The following is a 26,149-nucleotide window of genomic DNA, read 5'->3' on the forward strand; positions in this document are numbered from 1 at the left end:
TCACCATGGGTAAAGGATGTTAAAAAGTGTTCACCATGTCCCCGAACACCTGTCTGCAATGTCCCCGGACCGTACAGCGGGGGAAGGGGACAATCGGTGCCTTCCTTCCCTGCCTCTGCCTTTTTCAACCGGCGTCGAAAGGGGCGGTGAGTGCAAACTCATTCGCTTTCCACCACGTTCTGCACTCTTCGCTTCCCATTTTTTGGTGAAAAACGAAAATTTTTTTAGTTTTAACCCTTGATGCGCTGACAAGCGGCCCCATCTAGTTGTCATCCAACGCTGTTGGACCAGAAAAAAAGCGAATGAAAGGCATTGAAACCGAATAATTCGCCCGCATAACAGGTTCACAGTCAGATGAATAACGAATTGACGAATTTTAGTGGGAGACGTTTAGATGGGTAAGATTATTGGTATTGACCTGGGTACAACCAACTCTTGTGTCGCAATCATGGATGGCACCAAAGCACGCGTGCTGGAAAATGCGGAAGGCGATCGCACCACGCCTTCGATTATTGCCTACACGCAGGACGGTGAAACTCTGGTTGGTCAGCCTGCTAAACGTCAGGCTGTGACTAACCCGCAGAACACCCTGTTTGCAATTAAGCGCCTGATCGGTCGCCGCTTCGAAGATGAAGAAGTGCAGCGTGACCTGAAAATCATGCCTTACCAGATCACTAAAGCAGACAACGGTGATGCGTGGCTGGATGTGAAAGGCCAGAAAATGGCACCGCCGCAGATCTCTGCTGAAGTGCTGAAAAAAATGAAGAAAACGGCGGAAGATTACCTGGGTGAGCCAGTCACTGAAGCGGTTATCACTGTTCCGGCCTACTTTAACGATGCGCAGCGTCAGGCAACCAAAGATGCCGGCCGTATCGCAGGTCTGGAAGTAAAACGTATTATTAACGAACCTACCGCTGCTGCACTGGCTTATGGCCTGGACAAAGAAGTCGGCAACCGTACTATCGCGGTTTACGACCTGGGTGGCGGTACTTTCGATATCTCTATTATCGAAATCGATGAAGTTGACGGCGAAAAAACCTTCGAAGTGCTGGCAACCAACGGTGATACTCACCTCGGTGGTGAAGACTTCGACAGCCGTCTGATTAACTACCTGGTGGCTGAGTTTAAGAAAGATCAGGGCATCGATCTGCACAACGATCCACTGGCGATGCAGCGTCTGAAAGAAGCGGCAGAAAAAGCGAAAATCGAGCTTTCTTCTGCACAGCAGACCGACGTTAACCTGCCGTACATCACGGCGGATGCGACCGGTCCTAAGCACCTGAACATCAAAGTGACCCGTGCGAAACTGGAATCACTGGTCGAAGACCTGGTGACCCGTTCAATCGAGCCGCTGAAAGTTGCACTGCAGGATGCGGGCCTGTCCGTTTCTGATATCAACGACGTGATTCTGGTCGGTGGTCAGACACGTATGCCAATGGTTCAGGCGAAAGTGGCTGAATTCTTTGGTAAAGAACCACGTAAAGACGTGAACCCGGACGAAGCGGTTGCTGTTGGTGCTGCGGTTCAGGGTGGCGTGCTGGCGGGCGACGTGAAAGACGTTCTGCTGCTGGACGTGACGCCACTGTCTCTGGGTATCGAAACCATGGGCGGCGTGATGACTCCGCTGATTACCAAGAACACCACTATCCCGACTAAACACAGTCAGGTGTTCTCAACAGCGGAAGATAACCAGTCTGCGGTGACCATTCACGTGGTGCAGGGCGAGCGTAAACGTGCAGCGGATAACAAATCCCTGGGCCAGTTCAACCTCGATGGTATCGCACCAGCGATGCGTGGCATGCCACAGATCGAAGTCACCTTTGACATCGATGCTGACGGTATTCTGCACGTGTCTGCTAAAGACAAAAACAGCGGTCGTGAGCAGAAGATCACCATCAAGGCTTCTTCTGGTCTGAATGAAGACGAAATCGCGAAAATGGTCCGCGATGCGGAAGCGAATGCTGAAGCTGACCGTAAGTTCGAAGAGCTGGTACAGATCCGTAACCAGGCCGATCATCTGGCGCACAGCACGCGTAAGCAGCTGGACGAAGCAGGCGATAAACTGCCAGCAGACGACAAAGCGCCAATCGAAGCGGCTCTGACCGATCTGAACACTGCGCTGAAAGGCGAAGATAAAGCTGAGATCGAAGCCAAAATGCAGGCACTGATGCAGGTCGCTGGCAAGCTGATGGAATTTGCTCAGCAGCAGGCACAGGCTGGCGGTGCAGACGCGGGCGACGCATCGGCGAAGAAAGACGATGACGTGGTTGACGCTGAGTTCGAAGAAGTCAAAGACGACAAGAAATAATTGCCCTGAGCGGGCACTGCGGTGGGGGCAACCCCACTGTTGTTGGTAACCGGCACGGGCGTAGGATAACTCCACGCCCGTGCAGGCATGTGAAGGGCAGGAACACGAATAATGGCGAAAAGAGACTATTACGAGGTTTTAGGCGTTCCGAAATCAGCGGAAGAGCGTGAAATCAAAAAGGCCTACAAACGCCTGGCGATGAAGTACCATCCTGACCGCAACCAGGGCGATAAAGACGCGGAGACCCAGTTTAAAGAGGTCAAGGAAGCGTACGAAATCCTCACCGATGCACAAAAACGCGCGGCGTACGATCAGTACGGCCATGCTGCCTTTGAACAGGGCGGTGGCGGCGGTTTCGGTGGTGGTGGCTTTGGCGGCGGCGGTGCTGACTTCAGCGATATCTTTGGCGACGTATTTGGCGATATTTTTGGCGGAGGCCGCCGTCAGCAGCGTGCCGCTCGCGGCGCTGATTTACGCTACAACATGGAGCTCACGCTGGAAGAGGCCGTGCGCGGCGTGACCAAAGAGATCCGTATCCCGACGCTGGAAGAGTGTGACGTCTGCCACGGCAGTGGCGCGAAAGCGGGCACCAAACCACAAACCTGTCCAACCTGTCATGGTGCGGGCCAGGTACAGATGCGTCAGGGCTTCTTTACCGTTCAGCAGGCGTGTCCGACCTGTCACGGTCGCGGTTCAGTGATTAAAGATCCGTGCAATGCCTGCCACGGTCATGGTCGTGTCGAGAAATCGAAAACCCTGTCGGTGAAAATCCCGGCGGGTGTGGATACCGGTGACCGTATTCGTCTGAGTGGTGAAGGCGAAGCCGGTGAGCACGGCGCGCCAGCGGGCGATCTGTATGTGCAGGTGCAGGTGCGTAAGCACCCGATCTTCGAACGTGAAGATAACAACCTGTACTGCGAAGTGCCGATCAACTTTGCCATGGCAGCGCTGGGCGGTGAGATTGAAGTGCCTACGCTGGATGGTCGCGTCAACCTGAAGATCCCATCAGAAACGCAGACCGGCAAACTGTTCCGTATGCGTGGCAAAGGGGTGAAATCGGTACGTGGTGGCAGTCAGGGCGACCTGCTGTGCCGTGTAGTGGTGGAAACGCCTGTCAGCCTGAACGAAAAACAAAAAGCACTGTTGCGTGAGCTGGAAGAGAGCTTTGGCGGTCCAAGCGGCGAGAAAAACAGCCCGCGTTCCAAAAGCTTCTTCGACGGTGTGAAAAAATTCTTTGATGACTTAACCCGCTAAGGTTTTTTCTCCGTTTAAGCGTAAACCGGCCTGCAGAGCAGGCCGGTTTTGTTTTGTCCTGACGAGCGTATTTTTCCCTGCCTGATACAGAAATTACTCGGTAATCCCGAGCAATTATCCCTAAATAAACTGTTATTTTCGAATTCTCAAAGCGCGTATCCTTAGTCCTGTTGCAGAACAAGTCACAGGCAGGGAACGAAACGATGTGGATAAGCATTCAAAGATTAGTGAAAAATGAGGCCACCAGTGGGGTTGTGCTGATTATTGCCGCTGCACTGGCGATGATACTGGCGAACAGCGCGGCGACGCAGCAGGGATATCTGGCGCTGCTGGCGCAGCCAGTCGGGTTTCGTTTTGGTGCGCTGGATATCAGTAAAAACCTGTTGCTGTGGATTAATGATGCGCTGATGGCGCTGTTCTTCCTGGCAATTGGCCTTGAAGTCAAACGAGAGCTGAAGGTGGGCGCACTGGCGCGCCGTGAGCAGGCCATCTTCCCGCTGATTGCCGCGCTCGGCGGTATGCTGGTGCCTGCATTGCTGTTCCTGCTGTTTAACGGTAGCGATGAAGTGGTACGCAGTGGCTGGGCGATCCCGACCGCGACGGATATCGCCTTTGCGCTGGGAATTCTGGCTCTGCTGGGCAACCGTGTGCCGCCAGCGCTGAAAGTGTTTTTGCTGGCGCTGGCGATTATCGATGATCTCGGGGCGATAGTGATTATCGCGCTGTTTTATACCAGCGAACTGTCAATGCAGTCACTTGCCGTGGCCGCGCTGGCACTGGTGGCCCTGTTGGTACTGAATCTGGCGAATGTGCGTCGTACCTCGGTGTATCTGCTGGTCGGCATGGTGCTGTGGGTGGCGGTGCTGAAATCGGGCGTTCATGCCACGCTGGCTGGGGTGATGGTGGGCCTGTTTATTCCACTGACCGGTAAAGACGGCCACTCGCCTGCGGAACAGCTTGAGCACGGCCTGCATCCCTGGGTGAGCTGGCTGATTCTGCCGCTGTTCGCCTTCGCCAATGCCGGCGTGGTGCTGAGTGGTGTCTCCGTCAGCGATCTTTTCTCATTACTGCCGCTGGGGATTATGGCCGGTCTGCTGCTCGGCAAGCCGCTGGGCATAACCCTGTTTTGCTGGCTGGCGGTGAAATCCGGCGTGGCGAAGCTGCCGCAGGGCACGACGCTGTCGAATATTATGGCGATTGGTGTGTTGTGCGGTATCGGCTTTACCATGTCGATCTTTATCGCTTCGCTGGCTTACAGCGATGTCGATCCCGCGCTGATTACGCTGGCAAAACTGGGCATTTTGCTGGGCTCGCTGGCCTCTGCCGTGCTGGGCTATCTGCTGCTGCGGCTAAAACTGAAATAAACCGCGTGGCCAACTTCGCTGGTTGGTCGCGTTTTTTCTTCCGGTTTATGCATTAAGCTGGATCTCAGGGCGAGGCAGGCAAAGGAGCGTAGCGGTGCGTATGTCCCATATTAATTACAACCATCTCTATTACTTCTGGCAGGTGTGCAAAGAGGGGTCGATTGTCGGTGTGGCGGAAGCGCTGTTTCTGACGCCGCAGACTATCACCGGACAGATTAAGGCGCTGGAAGAGCGCCTGCAGGGGAAACTGTTTAAGCGCCAGGGACGCGGCGTGGTGCCCTCCGAACTCGGACAGCTGGTGTTTCGCTATGCCGACCGCATGTTTACCCTCAGCCAGGAGATTCTTGATATCGTCAACTACCGCAAAGAGTCAAACCTGCTGTTTGATGTCGGTGTGGCTGATGCGTTATCGAAGCGGCTGGTGAGTCAGGTGCTGGAAACCGCGGTGGAGGAGGATGAGAAGATCCACCTGCGCTGTTTTGAATCCACTCATGAGATGCTGCTGGAGCAGCTGAGCCAGCATAAGCTGGATATGATCCTCTCTGACTGTCCGATTGATTCCACACAGCAGGAAGGGCTGTTTTCCGTCAAGCTCGGCGAGTGCGGCGTCAGTTTCTGGTGTACACGACCGTTACCGGATAAACCCTTTCCTGCCTGTCTGCAGCAGCGTCGTCTGCTGATCCCGGGCCGTCGTTCAATGCTGGGACGCAAGCTGCTGAACTGGTTCCAGTCGCAGGGAATAGCGGTGGAGATCCTCGGGGAGTTCGATGATGCGGCGTTAATGAAAGCATTTGGCGCAGCGAACAACGCTATCTTTGTTGCCCCATCACTGTATGGCCAGGATATCTATCGGGATGAGGAGATTGTCGAGATTGGTCGGATTGAGAGCGTGATGGAGGAGTATCACGTGATTTTCGCCGAACGGATGATCCAGCACCCGGCGGTGCAGCGCATCTGCAATAAGGATTTTAGCGGGTTATTTTCTTCATAGCGCGATCCACGTAACGCGATTCCCGTAACGCGATCGTAGTGCAGCGAGCAAAGGCCAGGCCAGGCAAAAATTGACGACAAAGCGCAGCGTACTTCAGTACGTGAGCATTTGGAGGAGGTTTTTAACGCAGTATGGCCGACGCGCAGCAAACGGTTGTGGCACACAAGAGCATTTGGAGGAGGTTGTAACGCAGTATGGCCGACGCGCAGTAAACGACTATTTTGCACAGACGTAAAAAAACCGGCGTTAAGCCGGTTTTTTCCAAAGCTGATTAGTAAGTTAGCATTAAGCCAGTTTGCTGATCTGTGCAGTCAGGTTTGCTTTATGACGTGCAGCTTTGTTTTTGTGGATCAGACCTTTAGCAGCCTGACGGTCCACGATTGGTTGCATTTCGTTAAATGCGTTCTGTGCAGCTTCTTTATCGCCAGCAGCGATGGCCGCGTATACTTTCTTAACAAAAGTACGCATCATAGAACGACGGCTAGCGTTGTGCTTGCGGCGCTTCTCAGATGTTACGGCGCGTTTCTTAGCTGATTTGATATTAGCCAAGGTCCAACTCCCAAATATACTATTGAGGACAATTCAAAGGCCGAGGAATATGCCTTTTTAGCCTTCGTTTGTCAATGGATTTGTGCAAATAAGCGCCGTTGTACGTCAGCGCTCGATTACGTTGTGATGGCGCAGGATTCTACCAGCATCAGTGATGCGAATACAGTCTTTCGGCAGAAAATTATTCGTATCTGTCCCCCACACAGGCGCTTCCGTGCGGAAATCCCGTTGAGAATCCCTCAAACGGTTCAATCGCGGGTTAACCTTAACCGCTGTACAAGGTATAATCCGCCGATTTCCATTAATTTGAGCCTGCCATGAAGTTTATCCGCGGCATACATAATATTCGGGAACAGCATCGCGGCTGCGTGCTGACCATTGGCAACTTTGATGGCGTCCATCGCGGTCATCAGGCCCTGTTAGCGCGTCTGTGCGACGAAGGACGACAACGTGGTTTACCGGTGATGGTAATGCTGTTTGAGCCTCATCCGCTGGAACTGTTTGCCGCTGATAAAGCCCCGGCGCGCCTGACGCGTCTGCGCGAAAAATTGCGTTATCTGGAACAGGCAGGCGTGGATGCAGTGCTGTGCGCCCGTTTCGATCACCGTTTTGCCGCTCAGAGCGCGCAGAGTTTTATCGCCGATCTGCTGGTCGGCAAGCTGGGCGTGAAGTTCCTCGCCGTGGGCGATGATTTCCGTTTTGGCGCTGGTCGTGAAGGGGATTTCCTGTTATTACAGAAAGCTGGCGCTGAATATGGCTTTGATGTCAGCAGCACCCAGACCTTCTGCGAAGATGGCAGGCGCGTCAGCAGCACGGCGGTACGCCAGGCGCTGGCGGAAGACCAGCTGGCGCTGGCCGGGTCGCTGCTTGGCCATCCCTTCAGCATTTCTGGCCGTGTCGTGCATGGCGATGCGCTGGGCCGCACTATTGGCTTCCCCACGGCAAATATCCCGCTACGCCGCACGGTATCGCCCGTGAAAGGCGTCTACGCGGTGGAAGTGCACGGGCTGGGCGATCAGCCATTGCCCGGTGTGGCGAATATCGGCACCCGACCGACGGTGGCCGGCATACGTCAGCAGCTGGAAGTGCATCTGCTGGATGTTGCAATGAACCTGTACGGACGCCATATCGATGTGGTGATCCGCGAAAAAATCCGCAGCGAGCAGCGTTTTGCTTCGCTCGATGCGTTAAAAGAGCAAATTGCTAAAGATGTGGTGACCGCCCGACATTATTTTGGGCTGAAAACACCGGTTTAAAAAACCAAAACCGACCAATGGAACCGAGAATCTGATGAGTGACTATAAATCAACCCTGAATTTGCCGGAAACGGGGTTCCCAATGCGTGGCGATCTGGCCAAACGCGAACCGGGAATGCTGCAACGCTGGACTGATGACGATCTGTACGGCATCATCCGCGCGGCCAAAAAAGGGAAAAAAACCTTTATTCTGCACGATGGCCCTCCGTACGCTAACGGCAGCATTCATATTGGTCACTCAGTTAACAAGATTCTGAAAGACATTATTGTGAAGTCCAAAGGCATGGCGGGCTACGATTCGCCGTATGTGCCAGGCTGGGACTGCCACGGTCTGCCTATTGAGCATAAAGTTGAACAGATGATCGGTAAGCCGGGCGAGAAAGTGAGCGCCGCGGAATTCCGTGCTGCCTGCCGCAAATACGCCGCTGAACAGGTGGAAGGTCAGAAGAAAGACTTTATCCGTCTTGGCGTGCTCGGCGACTGGGAACGTCCATACCTGACGATGAACTTCCAGACCGAAGCCAACATCATCCGTGCGCTGGGTAAAATCATCGGCAACGGCCATCTGCACAAAGGTGCGAAGCCGGTGCACTGGTGTCTGGACTGCCGTTCTGCGCTGGCGGAAGCGGAAGTTGAGTATTACGACAAAACTTCCCCATCTATTGATGTCATGTTTAACGCCAGCGACCGCGAGGCGGTGGCGGCGAAATTCGGCGCCAGCAACGTTAATGGCCCGATCGCGCTGGTGATCTGGACCACCACTCCGTGGACCATGCCGGCTAACCGCGCAATCTCGCTGCATCCTGAATTTGAGTATCAGCTGGTGCAGATCGACGGCAAAGCGCTGATCCTTGCCAAAGATCTGGTCGAGAGCGTGCTGAAACGCGCAGGCGTCAGCGAGTGGCAGGTGCTGGGTTCCACCACCGGCGCCACGCTGGAACTGATGCGCTTCCAGCATCCATTCCTCAGCTTTGATGTGCCGGTGGTACTGGGCGAGCACGTGACGCTTGATGCCGGTACGGGTGCGGTACATACCGCGCCTGGTCACGGTCCTGATGACTATGTGATTGGTCAGAAATATGGTCTGGAAACCGCTAACCCGGTTGGTCCAGACGGTGCCTATGTGGCCGGCACTTATCCGACCCTGGATGGCGTTAACGTATTCAAAGCCAACGATATGATCGTTGAGCTGCTGCGCGAGAAAGGCGGTCTGCTGCATGTTGAGAAACTGCAACACAGCTACCCGTCCTGCTGGCGTCATAAAACGCCGATCATCTTCCGCGCGACGCCACAATGGTTTGTCAGCATGGATCAGAAAGGTCTGCGTGCGCAGTCACTGAAAGAGATCAAAGGCGTGCAGTGGATCCCGGACTGGGGCCAGGCGCGTATCGAAGCGATGGTGGCGAACCGTCCTGACTGGTGTATCTCCCGTCAGCGCACCTGGGGTGTGCCGATGGCGCTGTTCGTCCATAAAGACAGCGAAGAGCTGCATCCGCGCACGCTGGAACTGATGGAAGAAGTCGCGAAACGCGTGGAAGTCGACGGTATTCAGGCCTGGTGGGATCTGGACGCGAAAGAGCTGCTGGGTGCCGAAGCTGACAACTACGTGAAAGTGCCGGATACGCTGGACGTCTGGTTTGACTCCGGATCGACTCACTCTTCCGTGGTCGATGTGCGTCCTGAGTTCTCTGGTCACAGTGCCGATATGTATCTGGAAGGTTCTGACCAGCATCGTGGCTGGTTCATGTCCTCACTGATGATCTCCACCGCGATGAAAGGCAAAGCGCCATATCGCCAGGTACTGACTCACGGTTTCACCGTGGATGGTCAGGGCCGCAAGATGTCGAAATCTATCGGTAACACCGTCGCACCACAGGACGTGATGGACAAACTGGGCGCGGATATTCTGCGTCTGTGGGTCGCTTCTACCGATTACTCCGGTGAAATGGCGGTATCCGATGAAATTCTGAAGCGTTCTGCTGATGCTTATCGCCGTATCCGTAACACCGCACGTTTCCTGCTGGCGAACCTGAACGGTTTCAACCCGGAAACCGATATGGTGAAACCCGAAGAGATGGTGCTGCTGGATCGCTGGGCGGTGGGCCGTGCGAAAGCCGCGCAGGACGATATCATCGCGTCTTACGCGAACTACGATTTCCACGAAGTGGTACAGCGTCTGATGCAGTTCTGCTCGATTGAGATGGGCTCGTTCTATCTCGATATCATCAAAGACCGTCAGTACACGGTGAAAGCCGATGGCCTGGCGCGTCGCAGCTGCCAGACCGCACTGTGGTATATCGCTGAAGCGCTGGTGCGCTGGATGGCGCCAATCATGTCGTTCACCGCTGACGAAATCTGGGCTTACCTGCCAGGCAAACGCGCGCAGTACGTGTTTACTGAAGAGTGGTTTGATGGTCTGTTCGGCCTTGCCGATGACGAAGCACTGAACGATGCTTACTGGGCGGAACTGCTGAAAGTGCGTGGCGAAGTGAACCGCGTGATTGAGCAGGCGCGTGCGGATAAGCGCATCGGTGGTTCTCTGGAAGCGACCGTGACTCTGTATGCGGATGCTGAACTGGCGGGCAAACTGCACAGCCTCGGTGATGAGCTGCGCTTTGTGCTGCTGACCTCCGGCGCTCAGGTTGCGGATTACGCGCTGGCGACGGAAGAAGCCCAGCAGAGCGATGTGTTAAAAGGTCTGAAAATCGCGCTGCATAAAGCAGAAGGCGAGAAATGTCCGCGCTGCTGGCATTACACTACTGACATTGGTCAGAATGCGGAGCACCCGGATGTTTGCGGGCGCTGTGTTACTAACGTAGCCGGAAACGGCGAAGAGCGTAAATTTGCCTGATGCGTAAGCCACTTTTATCGACAGGACTGCGCTGGCTGTGGCTGGTGCTGGTGGTGATTGCCATCGACTTCGGCAGCAAGATGTGGATTTTAAATAATCTGATGCTGCATGAGTCGATTCCGGTGATGCCGCATTTTAATATTTTCTATGCCCGTAACTACGGCGCGGCGTTTAGTTTCCTCGCCGATAAAGGTGGCTGGCAGCGCTTCTTCTTTGCCGGCATCGCGATTGCGATTGTGATCGCACTGTTGGTGATGATGTATCGCACGGCGGCCAGCCAGAAGCTGAACAATATTGCCTACGCGCTGATTATGGGCGGCGCGCTGGGTAACTTGTTTGATCGCGCGTATCACGGCTTTGTGGTCGATTTTATCGACTTCTATGTAGGCGACTGGCACTTTGCCACCTTCAACATCGCCGACTGCGGCATCTGTATTGGTGCCGCGCTGATTGTGCTGGAAGGGTTCCTGACCCCGTCCGGCAAGCAGACTCAAGAGAAAGGGTAGGGCATGACGGATTCTGTGCAGCATGACAGTGCGGTGCTGGTGCATTTCACCCTGAAGCTGGAAGATGGTTCAACGGCGGAATCCACCCGCGCCAATGGCAAACCGGCGCTGTTTCGCCTTGGCGATGGCAGCCTGTCGGAAGGTCTGGAGCAGGCGCTGCTGGGGCTGAACGTGGGTGACAAACACCAGTTCAGCCTGCCGCCGGAATCCGCATTTGGTGCGGCAAGTCCGGATATGATCCAGTATTTCTCCCGCCGTGATTTTATGCAGGCGGGTGAGCCGGAAGTGGGCACCATTATGCTGTTTACTGGCATGGGCGGTAACGAAATGCCAGGCGTAATTCGTGATATTTCGGGTGATTCGATTACCGTGGACTTTAATCATCCGCTGGCAGGACAAACCATTCAGTTTGATATCGAGGTACTGGAGATCGATCCGGTACTGGAGGGCACCGATGCAAATTCTGCTGGCTAACCCACGTGGTTTCTGCGCGGGCGTTGATCGCGCCATCAGTATTGTGGAGCGGGCGCTGGAGATGTATGGCGCCCCGATCTATGTGCGCCACGAAGTGGTGCATAACCGCTATGTGGTGAATAGTCTGCGTGAACGCGGCGCGATCTTTATTGAAGAGATCGCCGAAGTGCCGGATGGTTCGATCCTGATCTTCTCCGCGCACGGCGTGTCACAGGCGGTACGCGCTGAAGCGCGCGCGCGCGATCTTACGATGCTGTTTGATGCCACCTGTCCGCTGGTGACCAAAGTGCATATGGAAGTGGCGCGTGCCAGTCGCAAAGGTACAGAAGCGATTTTGATTGGCCATGCCGGGCACCCGGAAGTGGAAGGCACCATGGGCCAGTACAGTAACCCGCAAGGGGGTATGTACCTGGTGGAGTCGCCCGCTGATGTGTTGAAACTGCAGGTGAAAAACGAAGATAACCTGTGCTTTATGACGCAAACCACGTTGTCGGTGGATGATACCTCGGATGTGATTGACGCCCTGCGTCAGCGCTTCCCGAAAATCGTCGGTCCGCGCAAAGATGATATTTGCTATGCCACCACCAACCGCCAGGAAGCGGTACGCACACTGGCGCGGGATGCCGATGTGGTGCTGGTGGTAGGGTCGAAGAACTCGTCCAACTCCAACCGTCTGGCGGAACTGGCGCAGCGTGCCGGTAAACTGGCGCGACTGATCGACTCGGCGGATGATATCCAGGAAGAGTGGATCAAAGGCGTAAGCTGTGTCGGTGTGACTGCGGGGGCTTCCGCGCCGGATATTCTGGTGCAGGAAGTGATCAGCCGCCTGCGTGAGTTCGGTGGCGAAGCGGCAATCGAGCTGATTGGCCGTGAAGAGAATATTGTTTTTGAAGTCCCGAAAGAACTGCGTGTTGAAGTGAAGCAGGTCGATTAATTTTCCGTTGTCTTGTTACGGCGGAGCTGTTTAGTCTCCCTCCCCCCGTTTTACGGGGGAAGGGACAAGTACAGAGCCTTGTGCTCACCCATCCTGACCTCCCCCGGTTTTACGATAGAAGGGACTCTCCAGCCCTCCATTTCCCCTTCCTGTAATTTGTTTTACTGATAATCCCTCGCCACTGACGTAATATTCTAATTATATAGTGTTTGTTGTGGCGCAAATGTAGCCACCTCGTTAACCTCTTAGCCTTGCTTGCAAGCACAGACAGTCAGGAAAGAAATATGAGTCATGCAGAAATCCGTATTGCCATTGTCGGCGCACCTGGACGTATGGGCCGCCAGCTGATCCAGGCGACACATCAGGCAGAAGGTGTTCGCCTCGGTGCCGCGCTGGCGCGTGCTGGTTCATCACTGGTGGGTAGTGATGCGGGAGAGCTGGCCGGTATCGGCGCGACTGGCGTACAGATCAGCGATAACCTCGACGCGGTAGTGAATGATTTCGACATTCTGATCGACTTCACCCGCCCGGAAGGCACGCTGGAATACCTGGCATTTTGCCGTCAGCACCAGAAAGCCATCGTGATTGGCACCACCGGTTTTGATGATGCGGGCAAAGCCGCGATTAAAGCGGCTTCAGCAGAGATTGGCATTGTTTTCGCCGCTAATTTTAGCGTCGGGGTTAACCTGGTGCTGAAGTTGCTGGAAAAAGCAGCAAAAGTTATGGGCGATTATGCCGATATAGAAATTGTCGAGGCGCATCATCGCCACAAAGTGGATGCGCCGTCAGGCACCGCGCTGGCCATGGGAGAAGCGATTGCTGATGCCATGAACTGGGATCTGAAAGAGCATGCGGTGTACGCGCGCGAAGGCTTTACCGGAGAGCGTGTGGCGAACAGCATCGGTTTTGCCACCATCCGTGCTGGCGATATCGTGGGTGAACATACGGCGATGTTTGCCGATATCGGTGAACGTGTAGAGATTACCCACAAGGCTTCCAGTCGTATGACGTTCGCAAATGGTGCGGTTCGTGCGGCTCAGTGGCTTAACTCGCGTAAAACAGGTCTTTATGATATGCGCGATGTGCTGAATTTAGAGAATCTGTAGTGTGTTTCGACCATCGTGATGTGGTTATTTCAATCATAAGTTTATGATTAACTGGGCAATAATTTTATTGCCCTTTATTTTATCTGAAATTTGGTGTTTTGGTTTTGTTTTATAATGAAGTGATTAAAAGTAAGTGTTTTCTCTTTTTTGTTATCCTCAAAACTCCGTTTTTGACCATTTGGTCTGGTTTTTTGCTCCGCTGGAGCCAGTTTTTATTTCATTTCTTCAGGCAACCGATTTTATTAGCCAGAAAGCTCCCCTTTTCAGTGTAAATCTTCCGAAATTCTGTTCAGTTGGCTAAAAAAGTAAGAAAAAGTGGTCCTCAGGGTAGACATTGAGCAGGCCGATCATTAGAATGCGCGCAATTTGCCAAAAATCGGCAGTTCACGCGGTTTTTGCATTGATTCAGGCTAGTGAAATGAATTAATATGCAGATATTGTGACTGTTTATTCCCTGGAGGACGTTTTGATTAAGTCAGCGCTATTGGTTCTGGAAGACGGAACCCAATTCCACGGTCGGGCCATTGGGGCGGAAGGATCGGCAGTGGGGGAAGTCGTTTTCAACACTTCTATGACCGGTTATCAAGAAATCCTCACAGATCCCTCCTATTCCCGCCAGATCGTCACTCTTACTTATCCTCATATCGGCAATGTCGGCACTAACGCCGCTGATGAAGAATCTTCCGAAGTTCATGCTCAGGGCCTGGTCATCCGCGACCTGCCGCTGATTGCCAGCAACTTCCGTAATGAAGAAGGTCTGTCTGACTATCTGAAGCGTCACAACATTGTGGCGATCGCCGATATCGATACCCGTAAGCTGACCCGTCTGCTGCGTGAGAAAGGGGCGCAGAATGGCTGCATCATCGCAGGTGACGCACCTGATGCGGCACTGGCTCTGCAGAAAGCCAAAGCATTCCCGGGCCTGAAAGGCATGGACCTGGCGAAAGAAGTCACCACCAAAGAAGCTTACAGCTGGCAGCAGGGGAGCTGGACGCTGCAGGATGGTCTGCCGGAACAGAATGCGCAGCTGCCATTCCATGTTGTGGCTTACGACTACGGTGCTAAGCGCAACATCCTGCGTATGCTGGTGGATCGCGGCTGCCGTCTGACCGTCGTACCAGCGCAGACTCCGGCGGATGAAGTGCTGAAACTCAATCCGGATGGTATCTTCCTGTCCAACGGCCCGGGTGACCCGGAGCCATGCGACTACGCCATTAAAGCGATTAAAACGTTCCTCGAAACCGATATTCCGGTGTTCGGCATCTGCCTCGGCCACCAGTTACTGGCACTGGCCAGCGGTGCGAAGACGGTGAAAATGAAACTCGGTCACCACGGCGGTAACCATCCGGTGAAAGACCTGGATAACAATACCGTGATGATCACTGCACAGAACCACGGTTTCGCGGTCGATGACAGCAATCTTCCCGCTAATCTGCGTGTGACCCATACCTCGCTGTTTGACCATACGGTGCAGGGTATTCACCGTACCGACAAGCCAGCGTTCAGCTTCCAGGGACACCCGGAAGCCAGCCCGGGTCCGCATGATGCTGCGCCATTGTTCGATCACTTTATCGAACTGATTGAAGCTTACCGTTCAGCCGCTAAATAATCAGGAGCGAAAAAATGCCAAAACGTACAGACATAAAAAGTATCCTGATCCTTGGCGCAGGCCCGATCGTTATCGGCCAGGCGTGTGAATTTGACTACTCTGGTGCGCAAGCCTGTAAAGCGCTGCGTGAAGAGGGTTACCGTGTCATTCTGGTCAACTCCAACCCGGCGACCATTATGACTGACCCGGATATGGCCGATGCAACCTACATCGAGCCGATTCACTGGGAAGTGGTACGCAAGATTATCGAAAAAGAGCGCCCGGATGCGGTGCTACCAACCATGGGTGGCCAGACGGCGCTGAACTGTGCGCTGGAACTGGAGCGTCGTGGCGTGCTGGAAGAGTTTGGCGTCACCATGATTGGTGCGACTGCCGATGCCATTGACAAAGCGGAAGACCGTCAGCGCTTCGATAAAGCGATGAAGAAAATTGGTCTGGAAACTGCGCGTTCCGGTATCGCTCACACCATGGAAGAAGCTCTGGCCGTGGCGGAAGATGTTGGCTTCCCGTGCATTATCCGTCCTTCCTTTACTATGGGCGGCACCGGTGGCGGCATCGCCTACAACCGCGAAGAGTTTGAAGAGATTTGCGAACGCGGTCTCGACCTGTCGCCAACCAATGAGCTGCTGATTGATGAGTCGCTGATTGGCTGGAAAGAGTACGAGATGGAAGTGGTGCGTGATAAGAACGACAACTGCATCATCGTCTGCTCTATCGAAAACTTCGATGCGATGGGTATCCACACCGGTGACTCCATCACTGTCGCGCCAGCACAGACGCTGACTGATAAAGAGTATCAAATCATGCGTAACGCCTCGATGGCGGTACTGCGTGAAATCGGCGTGGAAACCGGCGGTTCTAACGTGCAGTTCTCGGTGAACCCGAAAAATGGTCGCCTGATCATTATCGAAATGAACCCGCGTGTTTCCCGTTCCTCGGCGCTGGCATCGAAAGCGACCGGTTTCCCGATTGCGAAAGTCGCGGCCAAGCTGGCGGTGGGTTACACCCTCGATGAGCTGATGAACGACATTACCGGTGGCCTGACCCCGGCATCGTTTGAGCCATCCATCGACTACGTGGTCACCAAAATTCCTCGTTTTAACTTCGAGAAATTTGCCGGCGCCAATGACCGTCTGACCACCCAGATGAAGTCCGTGGGTGAAGTGATGGCAATTGGCCGTACGCTGCAGGAATCAATGCAGAAAGCACTGCGTGGCCTGGAAGTCGGCGCGACCGGTTTCGACCCGAAAGTCAGCCTTGATGACCCGGAAGCCCTGACACGTATTCGTCGCGAGCTGAAAGATGCTGGCGCAGAGCGTATCTGGTATGTGGCGGATGCATTCCGTGCGGGCATGTCCGTTGATGGCATCTTTAACCTGACCAATATCGACCGCTGGTTCCTGGTGCAGATCGAAGAGCTGGTGCGTCTGGAAGATCAGGTGGCGCGCGAAGGTATCAACGGTCTGACACAAGATTTCCTGCGTACTCTGAAACGTAAAGGCTTTGCCGATGCGCGTCTGGCAACACTGGCGGGCGTGGCGGAAGCGGAAGTGCGTAAGCTGCGTGACCAGTTCAACCTGCATCCGGTCTACAAACGTGTGGATACCTGTGCGGCGGAATTCGCCACCGACACCGCTTACATGTACTCCACTTATGAAGAAGAGTGCGAAGCCAATCCGAATCAGGATAGTGACAAAATCATGGTGCTGGGCGGCGGTCCAAACCGTATCGGCCAGGGCATTGAATTCGACTACTGCTGTGTGCACGCGGCGCTGGCGCTGCGCGAAGACGGTTACGAAACCATTATGGTTAACTGTAACCCGGAAACCGTCTCCACCGACTACGACACTTCTGATCGTCTCTACTTTGAGCCGGTCACGTTCGAAGATGTGCTGGAAATTGTACGTATCGAGAAGCCAAAAGGCGTGATCGTGCAGTATGGCGGTCAGACGCCGCTGAAACTGGCACGTGCGCTGGAAGCAGCTGGTGTGCTGGTCATTGGCACCAGCCCGGATGCGATTGACCGTGCAGAAGACCGTGAGCGTTTCCAGCAGGCGGTAGAGCGTCTGGGTCTGAAGCAACCAGCCAACGCCACCGTAACGGCGATTGATCAGGCTGTAGAGAAGGCGGCACAGATTGGTTATCCGCTGGTGGTACGTCCTTCTTATGTTCTGGGCGGCCGTGCGATGGAAATCGTCTACGACGACGTGGATCTGAAGCGCTACTTCCAGACTGCGGTCTCCGTCTCCAACGATGCGCCGGTTCTGCTGGATCGCTTCCTTGACGATGCGGTGGAAGTGGACGTCGATGCGATTTGCGACGGCGAACGCGTGCTGATTGGCGGCATTATGGAGCATATCGAGCAGGCGGGCGTGCACTCCGGTGACTCAGCCTGTTCACTGCCAGCCTACACCCTGAGCGCAGATATCCAGAACGTGATGCGCCAGCAGGTGGAAAAACTGGCGTTTGAACTCTGCGTACGCGGCCTGATGAACGTGCAGTTTGCGGTGAAAGATAACGAAGTGTATCTGATCGAAGTGAACCCGCGTGCTGCACGTACCGTGCCTTTCGTATCCAAAGCGACGGGTGTGGCGCTGGCGAAAGTCGCGGCTCGCGTGATGGTCGGCCAGACGCTGGCGCAACAGGGTGTCACCAAAGAGGTGATCCCACCGTACTACTCCGTCAAAGAAGTGGTGCTGCCGTTTAACAAGTTCCAGGGCGTTGACCCAATCCTTGGCCCGGAAATGCGTTCTACCGGTGAAGTGATGGGCGTCGGCCGTACCTTCGCAGAAGCTTTTGCTAAAGCGATGCTGGGCGCGCAGTCCAACATGAAGAAATCAGGCCGTGCATTGCTGTCGGTGCGTGAAGGCGATAAGAAACGTATCGTCGACCTGGCGGCCAAGCTGCAGAAGTTTGGTTTCGAACTCGATGCCACCCATGGTACTGCTGTCGTGCTGGGTGAAGCGGGTATCAACCCGCGTCTGGTGAACAAGGTGCATGAAGGCCGTCCGCATATTCAGGACCGCCTGAAAAACGGTGAATATGCCTACATCGTGAATACCACCGCAGGTCGTCAGGCGATTGAGGATTCGAAGCTGATTCGCCGCAGCGCGCTGCAGTATAAAGTGCACTACGACACCACCCTGAACGGCGGCTTCGCCACCGCGATGGCGCTGAATGCTGATCCGACTGAGAAGGTGATTTCGGTGCAGGAAATGCACGCGCAGATCAAAGGTTAATCTTTACGCTGCGTAACAAAAATCTGCTCTGTTCCAGTGCGGTGTCAGGTTAAAATATAACCACATGATGCAGCAGCACGGAAGACCTGAAAATCCGTAATCATGCAAATGGTTACGGATTTTTTTTGTCGCAATATCAGGGAGAGTGAGTGATATGGCAATAAGGAGGTTGACTGAGCAATGGAGGCAGGCAGAGCTATAGCCGGGTTTTGGCCCGGCTGGGATGTGACATGGGATGCCGGACATTATCACGTCCGGAAAGCACATTTGAGATCAGTAAGCAGCAAAGGAGACGCGGCGATGGAAGCAAGAGTAGTGAAACTCGAAACGGATGTGGAGCATATCAAAAACACTCTGGTTGATATCAAGAATGATATCCGGGAAGTGAAAGACGAAGTGCGGGAGTTCAAAAAGGAGGTGCATGGTGAGTTTAAGGAGGTGCGTGCGGAGATGCAGGGTAACCAGGAATCCGTATAGCGCAACTGCTGTTTAAGCTCGGGATAAAAGACCGGTAAACCTTCGTCGGTCACTGCCGGGGTCTGATAACTCATTTCATTCGCCATGACGGAAGTACAAAATCCGTATACCGCTAACAGAGCACTGCAACACGTGAGGGCGAGGCGCATTATTGTATCCTTGTAAAAATGAAACGATGTTTCTGTTTTCTGTTTGGATTGTAAAACGCAGGGCGGGAAATAACACTGCACAGGTCACACTCTGAGCAATTTGATTGATTTAATTGAACTATTGTGGCCACTCATCACTTTTTTGTCAGAGTAATCTATTAAATTAAAATGTCGCTTCATTTTAATAGGGTGATGACAGATGAACTATTTGCGTTTTTCGCTGCTGGCAACGGCAGTATCGGCATCGTTATTCCTGACGGCGTGCCAGAGTACCAGCAGTCCTCAGGTGCGCTTTCTGCCTGATTTTCCTGGAACGTCGCAGCGCCCGGTGCTCTCGAGGGAGGAGGCATCACGCTTTACACCACAGCACTATTTCGCGTACCGCGGACTGTATACGCAGCCGATTGCTGATGGCTGGGCTCCGACGCCGATCGCCACATCAGGGATCAACACGGATTTTATCGTTGGTCCACAGAAAGGGGGGGACGGCGCAAACTACACGCAGATTCAGCAGGCGGTGAACGCCGCCCTTCGCCAGCAGAACCGTCAGCAGCGTGTTTACATTAAACTGCTGCCGGGTGTGTATCACGGCAGCGTTTATGTGCCAGCGGATGCACCGCCCGTAACCCTGTTTGGCGCGGGCGACAGCGCGGAAAATGTGGTGATCTCTCTGGCGCTGGATTCCATGATGTCGCCAGCAACCTATCGCGCCACGGTGAACCCGTCTCAGCAATATCAGCCAGGCGATCCTGCCTGGTATATGTACGATCTGTGTGCCAGCAACACCAGCCCGGCCATCAGTACTACCTGTGCCGCGGTGGTGTGGTCGCAAAGTGATGCGTTCCAGCTGAAGAACCTGACAGTGGTGAATGCGTTACTGGACACGGTGGATAGTCGTGCGCATCAGGGCGTGGCGCTGCGTACTGACGGCGATAAAGTTCAGCTGGAGCAGGTGCGTCTGATTGGTCGGCAGGACACTTTCTTTGTGAATACCAGCGATCGGCTCAATCGCTATGTGACGGATCACTATAGCCGGGCTTACATAAAAGACAGCTATATTGAAGGGGATATTGATTACGTCTTTGGTCGCGCCACTGCGGTGTTTGATGGCGTGCAGTTTCATACCGTTTCCAGCCGGGGGACTGATGAAGCCTATGTCTTTGCGCCAAACACCCTGCCATCGGTGAAGTATGGCTTTTTAGTCATCAACAGCCGGCTGACATCGGATAACGGCTATAAAACCGGGGCGCTGAAAGCCGCTATCGGTCGGGCATGGGATCAGGGTGCGCGTGAAACCGGTTATCTCGCCGGTAAAACCTCTAACGGTCAGCTGGTGGTGCGCGACAGCACGGTAGACAGCGGTTATAGCCTGCTCAATCCGTGGGGTGCTGCGGCGACCACGGCACGTCCGTTTCGTGGCAATGCCAGCCCGCAACGGGATCTGGATGATGTCAGCTTTAACCGGCTGTGGGAGTATCACACTCAGGTGCTGCTGGGTGACAGGCATGATGTGCAGCGCTAAACCTGGCTGATAACCGCCTGCTGTGAGCTGCTTAACAACCTTTACGCAAATAGCGCCATCTGGCTATCGACGAAAGTTTCGCCTTTACGTATGATGGCGCCAATTTCACCCTGTTGAGTTTTATATGATGATTAGCCTTATCGCGGCTCTGGCAGCCGATCGCGTGATTGGCATGGAAAACGCGATGCCGTGGAACCTGCCCGCGGATCTCGCCTGGTTTAAGCGCAATACCCTGAATAAGCCCGTCATTATGGGGCGTCTGACCTGGGAATCGATTGGTCGTCCGCTGCCAAATCGCCTGAATATCGTGGTCAGCAGCCAGCCTGGCGATGCCGAAGGCGTGACCTGGGTCTCCTCGATTGAGGAAGCGCTCGCTGCCGCAGGTGATGCGGAAGAGATTATGGTGATCGGTGGTGGTCGTATTTATGCTCAGTTGCTGGCGCGTGCAGACCGCCTCTACCTGACACATATCGATGCTGAAGTGGAAGGGGATACCCATTTCCCTGACTACGAGCCGGACGAGTGGGAGTCCTCCTTCAGTGAATTCCACGATGCTGACGAGAAAAACTCGCACAGCTACTGCTTCGAAATCCTCGATCGTCGCTAATTTTTCTGGCGCGGCTTCCTGCCGCGCCGCTTCGTTGTCCTCCGATTTACCCTTCGCCGCCTAAACTGCTGTTCTTGTTAACTCTGTTGTACACACCCACCCCGCGCGGATAGCCGTTGGGATCACATTTTCTCGCGTCAGAATGAGCCAGGCTGTGTTACGCATCAGAAATCGCGGAGTGGCTGGCGTGATGAAGAACAGTATGCTGCTTTTATCCTGGCTGACTTTTCTTTGCGCTGACTTTGCCCTGGCGATGCTCAGCCTGCAGGTCAGAGATGTCTGGAGTCTCTCTTCGCTGGTCTGGTTTCCTGCCGGTATGGTACTGGGGGTGATCTGCGCCCTGCGGCCGCGCGACTGGCCACTGTGGCTGCTGAGCGCCGCGCTGGTGCATCTGCTGGCCAGTCAGCTGTATGGCCGTCCGGTGACGGTGTCGCTGATCTTTTGCGGTTATGACCTGCTGTTGCTGACGGTAACCGCATTGCTGTGGCAGTTGCGCTATGGCGCCATGTTCCGGCTGGCGAAAGTGCGCGACATGTTGCTGCTGGTGGCGCTGTGTGTGGTGACCGGGCTGCTGGAGCGGCTGGCGAGTAGCTGGACGCTCTGGCTGCTGGATTATCCGACCGATCACTCGGTCTCTTTTATCTGGATGCTGGGCTATATCCTGAGTTATATACCGTTAACTTTTTTTACGTTCTGGCTCATCACCAGCAAAGGCCAGCGGCAGGTGTCGAGCGGACATGTCGCGCTGGTGTGCGGTTTGCTGCTGTTGGTGGCGCTGCTCTTTTTCTCTCCTGATATCCCCGGCGACAGCGAGCTGCGCTGGCAGGATCTGGCGTTGATCGCCTCCCTGGCCTTACCGGTGGGGCTTGCTTTGTATGGTGAGTTACTGCTGCTGAGTGGCTTTCTTGCCTGCGCGGTGGTTATAGCACTGAGCGCCACTCTGTCTGGTTATGGTCCCTTTCTGAGCCGTCACTATAGCCAGCCGCAAAGCATCCTGCTGGCGAGCGGTTACTGTGCGGTCTTTGCGCTGCCGGCGTTGCAGTATGCCGGGGCGATCGCGCAGAAAAATGCGCAACTGGCGCGTCAGCGGGTACGAATGCGTTTGCTGGACAGCGCCCTGCAGCAGGGGTTGTTCCAGCGTTTTCTGTTACAGAGTGATGGCGCCATACGCTGGCGCTACCAGTGCTGGTGGCCGCAGGCGCATCAGGCACCCGCCAGCTGGTCACAGTTTGTCGCATGGTTGCATAGCGATGATCGTGAAGCCGTGGCGCAACTCCAGCGTGCAGCTGGCGCGTATCCACAACATTTACCGGTGCGCATTGCTGATTTCAGCGGGCATTACTATCGCGCCAGCATGGTGCTGGTGGCTTGCCAGCAGGGGCCGCAGCGCTACTGCGAAGGCGTGATTTTTCCCGTTGCACGGCACGATGCGCCCGAGGAGGCAACATGACAGTTCGCGTCATTATTGCGGATGACCATCCGGTGTTTTTGCTGGGATTACGCGGGGTGCTGGCATCGCTGGCGGATGACTATCAGGTGGTGGCGGAAGCGCATGATGTCAGTGAGTTGTTTGACCTGCTCGCCAGTCATCCGGTGGATATGCTGATTACCGATCTCAATATGCCGGGCGATTTGCAGGCTGACGGTGTGCGCATGATTGGTCATATTCGTCAGCACTATCCGCAGCTGGCTATCGTGGTGATTACCATGCTGAGTGACCCGCGGATTCTCGCCTTGCTGGCGGCGTATCAGGTGAAAGCGGTTCTGAATAAGAACAGTCTGTCGCAGGAGCTGGCTGCCAGCCTCAGCAACCAGGATAGCGCCGGGCCGTGGTTCAGCGAGATATTTCGCCACGATGCCCCGCGGCTGGCGGGCAAAGCATTGAGCGCCAAAGAGCTGGAAGTGCTGCGGCTTTTTGCTCAGGGGCTGAGCGTGAATGACATCGCTGCCCGTCAGTATCGCACGAAGCAAACCATCAGCGCCCAAAAGCTGAGTGCCATGCGTAAGCTGGGGCTGGAGAACGATGCCGCGCTGTATCGTTATCTCAGTCAGAGCGGACTGGGGGAGTGATGATCCGTGTGCTGCGGGGCTATGGCATCCTGCTGGGCCTCTTTCTCTGGCCGCTGTCCGCCGGCAGTCGCCTGCCAGAGGCGAGTGTCGATACACCGTGGTTCAGTCAGCAGGAGATCAACTGGATTAAACAGCATCCGGTGATCAATGTGGCGATGGATATCAACAATCCGCCCTATTCGCTGCTCGACCGTGACGGCGAAATGACCGGACTGGACGCGGATATTCTGCAGCGTATCACTGAAAAGAGCGGTCTGAACTTCAATTTTATTCCCGCAACCGGACCTCAGGCGGTGAGTGCGTTATTGCTCGCCGGGAAAGCGCAGATGACGCCTGCCCGGTTTGATGCCCAGCCGTTACCTGCCACGCTGTTACTGAGTGAGCCCTGGGATATGCTGGAATGGGTGATGATCACCCGTAACGAACGCAGTGCTCCGGTCACATTGCAGACGCTTGGCCCGCTGCGGGTGGCGATTGCACGGGGTTATCCTCTGCTCGCCGCCCGGCGGCTCTATCCGCAGCTGTCAGTGGTGGAAGTGGACAGTGCGTTACAGGCGGTGGAGCTGATGCTGGCCGGGGCGGCGGACGCCACGTTTACCAGCATTGGCAGCGCCCGCTACCTGCAGGCCAGCCGCTATGGCGACCGTATTATTGTGCGTGTTCTCGCCAACGCCCGTGAGCCGGAGCGTTTTGCGGTGGTCGCCTCATTACCGCTGTTGCGGGACATTCTCAACAAAAGTCAGGCCAGTATTCCTCCCCAGGAGTTGCGCGCCTTGCGCAGCCACTGGTTTTCGCTGGCCAGTCTCGCTGTCGTGAACACCAGCCTGCCGCCCTGGGTGAAATTGTGGGGAGGTGCGTTGCTGGTGATTGCACTCAGTTCGGTGTTCTGGGGCAGCTATCCGGCACGTCAGGTGGGACGCCGTAAGCAGGCGGAATACCGTTTACAGGAGCTGCTGGCGTACTGGGAAACGCTGTTCAACAACGTGCCGACGCCATTATTTGTCTGTGCGCCTGATATGACCCTCACGGCGGCGAACCGCTATTTTTGTCAGGCGATGGCGCTGACGTTATCGCAGGTGGTGGGGCGTCCGCTGTTTTCTTTACAGCTTTTACCGGCCCGTGAGCAGCAGGCTATTCGCGGCATTTTCCTGCGCTGCCTTGCCGGTGATATGGCGCAGTTTGCCGATCGCCAGATACTGCTGCAGGGTCAGGAACGCGAAGGCTATCTGTGGTTTGAGGGCTATCGCAATCCTGCTGGTGTGGTGCAGGGGGTGATCGGCGGCTGGTTTGATGTGACGGAACGTAAATCACTGGCGCGGGAACTGCTGCTGGCGCGTGATAAAGCCGAGCAGGCCAGCGACGAGAAATCGGCTTTTCTGGCGCGCATGAGCCATGAAATTCGCACGCCACTCCATGCGATTATTGGCATTCTTGAACTGGCGGTAAAGCAGCGCGATGCGCCGTCACTGCAGATTGCCTGGCAGGCGGCAGAATCGCTGCAGGAGGTGGTGGGCGATGTGCTGGATTTTTCCACCATCGAAGCAGGTCACATTGAACTGAAAGCGCAGCCCGTGCAACTGGTGGCGATGCTGGAAAATTGTGCCGCGACATTTCGCCCGCGTGCGCAGGAAAAACAGCTGACGCTGCAAAGCGAGCTGGCGTTGCCGGCGTCGGACTGGTATCTGCTGGACAGCGTGCGGCTGATGCAGGTGATTAATAATCTGCTGCTGAATGCGATTAAATTCACCCATGAAGGTGGCATCTGGCTGCGCGCCCGCCAGGGTGGGCAGACACAGGAGGGCGATGATGTCATCGTGATTGACGTTGAAGACAGCGGTTGCGGTATTGCGCCGGAGAAGTACCAGGCCGTGATGCAGCAGTGGGTCAGGGAGGAGAGCGCGGCAGCGGTGCCGGGCAGCGGGCTGGGGTGCCGATAGCCGCACGCCTGATTGCACTGATGGGGGGATCGCTGGCACTGGGAGAGAGAGCCGCGGGCGGCGTGCGGGCGACGATTACACTACGTCTGGCGCGTGCAGCGCAGGATGTGCTGCCCACTTCCGCACCTGCAATGGAGGCGGGTGAATCACTCAATATCCTTATCGTCGATGACCTGGCGGTCAATCTGCAGGTGCTGGCGCTGCAGTTTGCCACCAGTGACCACTATGTTGAGCTGGTGAGCAGTGGTGAAGAGGCGCTGCAGGAGGTGGCGCGGCATTACTACGATATGGTGTTAACGGACTGCCAGATGCAGGGGATGGATGGCTATGCCCTGACGCGCCAGCTGCGTGCCGATCAACAACAGCGCCAGCTGCCGCCGTATATTATTCTCGGCTGTACCGCCAATGCATTTGCCAGTGAGCATGAGCGCTGCCTTGCCGTGGGCATGGATGGCGTGCTGGTGAAGCCGCTGACCCAACAGGCGTTGCTGAACGGGGTGGCGCAGGCATGGCGGCAGGCGAATCACGCGCCATCGTCACAGGAGGCGATGCCGTTAAACGCGCTGGCGCAGGATGATCGTCAGCAGCATCGTCAGTTGCGCCAGGCGTTGCTGGAAGGTGTGCAGCAGGACTGCGCTGCGTTGCGCCAGGCACAGTCCGTTGATGACCGGGAAAGTCTGGCACGGCATGCACATCGTCTGCATGCGGCATTCGCCTTGCTGGACGATCAGGCTGGAATGCGTGTCTGCTTGCGCATGGAGAAATCCGGGCGTTTTGATGCGCAAACGCTGGCGACCTTATTGCGGCGTGCGGAAAGTGCCGCCTGCAGAATAAGCACCAGCCTGACGGGGGAATAAGCACAAATTTTATTCGGCGGATTCAAGTTCGAAGTGCAACGCTAAGCCGCCTGTCTTAACTCTGCAAAGACCACTGAAGGCTGCCGGAA

20 protein-coding genes are annotated in these 26,149 nt (G+C 55.2%); 19 read left to right on the forward strand and 1 reads right to left on the reverse strand.

Going from position 1 to position 26,149, the window contains the following annotated elements:
- Nucleotides 1–394: 394 nt before the first annotated feature.
- The 4 genes from dnaK to nhaR all read left to right on the forward strand — a co-directional run bounded on the left by dnaK (nucleotide 395) and on the right by nhaR (nucleotide 5,917).
- Nucleotides 395–2,308: a molecular chaperone DnaK gene (gene dnaK, locus ACSZO1_RS13510; protein ID WP_437613360.1), complete on the forward strand. Its 1,914-nt coding sequence runs from the start codon at nucleotides 395–397 to the stop codon at nucleotides 2,306–2,308.
- 111 nt (nucleotides 2,309–2,419) lie between these two features.
- Entirely contained in the window at nucleotides 2,420–3,562 is a 1,143-nt protein-coding gene (dnaJ, locus tag ACSZO1_RS13515) for a molecular chaperone DnaJ (RefSeq protein ID WP_437613362.1), read from the forward strand.
- A gap of 203 nt (nucleotides 3,563–3,765) precedes the next feature.
- Nucleotides 3,766–4,926 (forward strand): Na+/H+ antiporter NhaA, encoded by a 1,161-nt coding sequence (gene nhaA, locus ACSZO1_RS13520; RefSeq protein ID WP_437613364.1) that lies wholly within the window; start codon nucleotides 3,766–3,768, stop codon nucleotides 4,924–4,926.
- Nucleotides 4,927–5,026: 100 nt separating this feature from the next.
- Entirely contained in the window at nucleotides 5,027–5,917 is an 891-nt protein-coding gene (gene nhaR, locus ACSZO1_RS13525; protein WP_437613366.1) for a transcriptional activator NhaR, read from the forward strand.
- 285 nt (nucleotides 5,918–6,202) lie between these two features.
- On the opposite strand, the gene rpsT is transcribed toward nhaR, so the two are convergent.
- On the reverse strand, nucleotides 6,203–6,466 hold the full coding sequence (rpsT, locus tag ACSZO1_RS13530; RefSeq protein WP_437613368.1) for a 30S ribosomal protein S20: 264 nt from the start codon (nucleotides 6,464–6,466) through the stop codon (nucleotides 6,203–6,205).
- A 317-nt stretch (nucleotides 6,467–6,783) separates the two neighbouring features.
- On the opposite strand from rpsT, the gene ribF reads away from it, so the two are divergent.
- The 15 genes from ribF to ACSZO1_RS13605 all read left to right on the forward strand — a co-directional run bounded on the left by ribF (nucleotide 6,784) and on the right by ACSZO1_RS13605 (nucleotide 26,060).
- Nucleotides 6,784–7,722 (forward strand): bifunctional riboflavin kinase/FAD synthetase, encoded by a 939-nt coding sequence (gene ribF / locus ACSZO1_RS13535; protein WP_437613370.1) that lies wholly within the window; start codon nucleotides 6,784–6,786, stop codon nucleotides 7,720–7,722.
- A gap of 34 nt (nucleotides 7,723–7,756) precedes the next feature.
- Nucleotides 7,757–10,573 (forward strand): isoleucine--tRNA ligase, encoded by a 2,817-nt coding sequence (ileS, locus tag ACSZO1_RS13540; protein WP_437613372.1) that lies wholly within the window; start codon nucleotides 7,757–7,759, stop codon nucleotides 10,571–10,573.
- The gene (gene lspA / locus ACSZO1_RS13545; protein ID WP_437613373.1) at nucleotides 10,573–11,079 is read left to right on the forward strand and encodes a signal peptidase II; all 507 of its coding nucleotides are present in this window, start codon (nucleotides 10,573–10,575) and stop codon (nucleotides 11,077–11,079) included. The genes ileS and lspA overlap by 1 nt, the downstream gene beginning before the upstream one ends.
- Nucleotides 11,080–11,082: 3 nt before the next feature.
- Entirely contained in the window at nucleotides 11,083–11,553 is a 471-nt protein-coding gene (gene fkpB / locus ACSZO1_RS13550; RefSeq protein ID WP_437613375.1) for an FKBP-type peptidyl-prolyl cis-trans isomerase, read from the forward strand.
- Nucleotides 11,534–12,487: a 4-hydroxy-3-methylbut-2-enyl diphosphate reductase gene (gene ispH / locus ACSZO1_RS13555; RefSeq protein ID WP_437613377.1), complete on the forward strand. Its 954-nt coding sequence runs from the start codon at nucleotides 11,534–11,536 to the stop codon at nucleotides 12,485–12,487. Before fkpB ends, ispH begins: the two co-directional genes overlap by 20 nt.
- Before the next feature lie 284 nt (nucleotides 12,488–12,771).
- Nucleotides 12,772–13,593, forward strand: a complete 822-nt coding sequence (dapB, locus tag ACSZO1_RS13560) for a 4-hydroxy-tetrahydrodipicolinate reductase (protein ID WP_437613379.1) — start codon at nucleotides 12,772–12,774, stop codon at nucleotides 13,591–13,593.
- A gap of 466 nt (nucleotides 13,594–14,059) precedes the next feature.
- Entirely contained in the window at nucleotides 14,060–15,202 is a 1,143-nt protein-coding gene (carA, locus tag ACSZO1_RS13565; RefSeq protein WP_437613381.1) for a glutamine-hydrolyzing carbamoyl-phosphate synthase small subunit, read from the forward strand.
- Between the two features lie 14 nt (nucleotides 15,203–15,216).
- Complete coding sequence (gene carB / locus ACSZO1_RS13570; protein ID WP_437613383.1) at nucleotides 15,217–18,441, forward strand: carbamoyl-phosphate synthase large subunit; 3,225 nt, start codon at nucleotides 15,217–15,219, stop codon at nucleotides 18,439–18,441.
- A 300-nt stretch (nucleotides 18,442–18,741) separates the two neighbouring features.
- Nucleotides 18,742–18,918 carry a hypothetical protein gene (locus tag ACSZO1_RS13575; protein ID WP_437613385.1) on the forward strand — a complete coding sequence of 59 codons (177 nt, stop codon included), beginning with the start codon at nucleotides 18,742–18,744 and terminating at the stop codon, nucleotides 18,916–18,918.
- Nucleotides 18,919–19,266: 348 nt separating this feature from the next.
- Nucleotides 19,267–20,589 carry a pectinesterase PemB gene (pemB, locus tag ACSZO1_RS13580; RefSeq protein WP_437613387.1) on the forward strand — a complete coding sequence of 441 codons (1,323 nt, stop codon included), beginning with the start codon at nucleotides 19,267–19,269 and terminating at the stop codon, nucleotides 20,587–20,589.
- 127 nt (nucleotides 20,590–20,716) lie between these two features.
- Complete coding sequence (gene folA, locus ACSZO1_RS13585; protein WP_437613397.1) at nucleotides 20,717–21,196, forward strand: type 3 dihydrofolate reductase; 480 nt, start codon at nucleotides 20,717–20,719, stop codon at nucleotides 21,194–21,196.
- A gap of 202 nt (nucleotides 21,197–21,398) precedes the next feature.
- A complete protein-coding gene (locus ACSZO1_RS13590; RefSeq protein ID WP_437613389.1) occupies nucleotides 21,399–22,646 on the forward strand; it encodes a hypothetical protein in 1,248 nt (415 codons plus the stop codon).
- Nucleotides 22,643–23,266 (forward strand): response regulator, encoded by a 624-nt coding sequence (locus tag ACSZO1_RS13595; RefSeq protein ID WP_437613391.1) that lies wholly within the window; start codon nucleotides 22,643–22,645, stop codon nucleotides 23,264–23,266. Before ACSZO1_RS13590 ends, ACSZO1_RS13595 begins: the two co-directional genes overlap by 4 nt.
- Entirely contained in the window at nucleotides 23,266–25,203 is a 1,938-nt protein-coding gene (locus ACSZO1_RS13600; RefSeq protein WP_437613393.1) for a histidine kinase dimerization/phospho-acceptor domain-containing protein, read from the forward strand. The genes ACSZO1_RS13595 and ACSZO1_RS13600 overlap by 1 nt, the downstream gene beginning before the upstream one ends.
- On the forward strand, nucleotides 25,146–26,060 hold the full coding sequence (locus ACSZO1_RS13605; protein ID WP_437613395.1) for a response regulator: 915 nt from the start codon (nucleotides 25,146–25,148) through the stop codon (nucleotides 26,058–26,060). Before ACSZO1_RS13600 ends, ACSZO1_RS13605 begins: the two co-directional genes overlap by 58 nt.
- Nucleotides 26,061–26,149: the final 89 nt, after the last annotated feature.

The sequence above is a fragment of the Erwinia sp. V71 genome, assembly GCF_965644245.1.
Taxonomy (GTDB): Bacteria; Pseudomonadota; Gammaproteobacteria; order Enterobacterales; family Enterobacteriaceae; genus Erwinia.

What these genes read in the sequence shown, in the direction of transcription:
- dnaK (WP_437613360.1), top strand. Translation starts at nt 395, where the DNA reads ATGGGTAAGATTATTGGTATTGACCTGGGTACAACCAACTCTTGTGTC.
- dnaJ (WP_437613362.1), top strand. Translation starts at nt 2,420, where the DNA reads ATGGCGAAAAGAGACTATTACGAGGTTTTAGGCGTTCCGAAATCAGCG.
- nhaA (WP_437613364.1), top strand. Translation starts at nt 3,766, where the DNA reads ATGTGGATAAGCATTCAAAGATTAGTGAAAAATGAGGCCACCAGTGGG.
- nhaR (WP_437613366.1), top strand. Translation starts at nt 5,027, where the DNA reads ATGTCCCATATTAATTACAACCATCTCTATTACTTCTGGCAGGTGTGC.
- ribF (WP_437613370.1), top strand. Translation starts at nt 6,784, where the DNA reads ATGAAGTTTATCCGCGGCATACATAATATTCGGGAACAGCATCGCGGC.
- ileS (WP_437613372.1), top strand. Translation starts at nt 7,757, where the DNA reads ATGAGTGACTATAAATCAACCCTGAATTTGCCGGAAACGGGGTTCCCA.
- lspA (WP_437613373.1), top strand. Translation starts at nt 10,573, where the DNA reads ATGCGTAAGCCACTTTTATCGACAGGACTGCGCTGGCTGTGGCTGGTG.
- fkpB (WP_437613375.1), top strand. Translation starts at nt 11,083, where the DNA reads ATGACGGATTCTGTGCAGCATGACAGTGCGGTGCTGGTGCATTTCACC.
- ispH (WP_437613377.1), top strand. Translation starts at nt 11,534, where the DNA reads ATGCAAATTCTGCTGGCTAACCCACGTGGTTTCTGCGCGGGCGTTGAT.
- dapB (WP_437613379.1), top strand. Translation starts at nt 12,772, where the DNA reads ATGAGTCATGCAGAAATCCGTATTGCCATTGTCGGCGCACCTGGACGT.
- carB (WP_437613383.1), top strand. Translation starts at nt 15,217, where the DNA reads ATGCCAAAACGTACAGACATAAAAAGTATCCTGATCCTTGGCGCAGGC.
- ACSZO1_RS13575 (WP_437613385.1), top strand. Translation starts at nt 18,742, where the DNA reads ATGGAAGCAAGAGTAGTGAAACTCGAAACGGATGTGGAGCATATCAAA.
- pemB (WP_437613387.1), top strand. Translation starts at nt 19,267, where the DNA reads ATGAACTATTTGCGTTTTTCGCTGCTGGCAACGGCAGTATCGGCATCG.
- folA (WP_437613397.1), top strand. Translation starts at nt 20,717, where the DNA reads ATGATTAGCCTTATCGCGGCTCTGGCAGCCGATCGCGTGATTGGCATG.
- ACSZO1_RS13590 (WP_437613389.1), top strand. Translation starts at nt 21,399, where the DNA reads ATGCTGCTTTTATCCTGGCTGACTTTTCTTTGCGCTGACTTTGCCCTG.
- ACSZO1_RS13595 (WP_437613391.1), top strand. Translation starts at nt 22,643, where the DNA reads ATGACAGTTCGCGTCATTATTGCGGATGACCATCCGGTGTTTTTGCTG.
- ACSZO1_RS13600 (WP_437613393.1), top strand. Translation starts at nt 23,266, where the DNA reads ATGATCCGTGTGCTGCGGGGCTATGGCATCCTGCTGGGCCTCTTTCTC.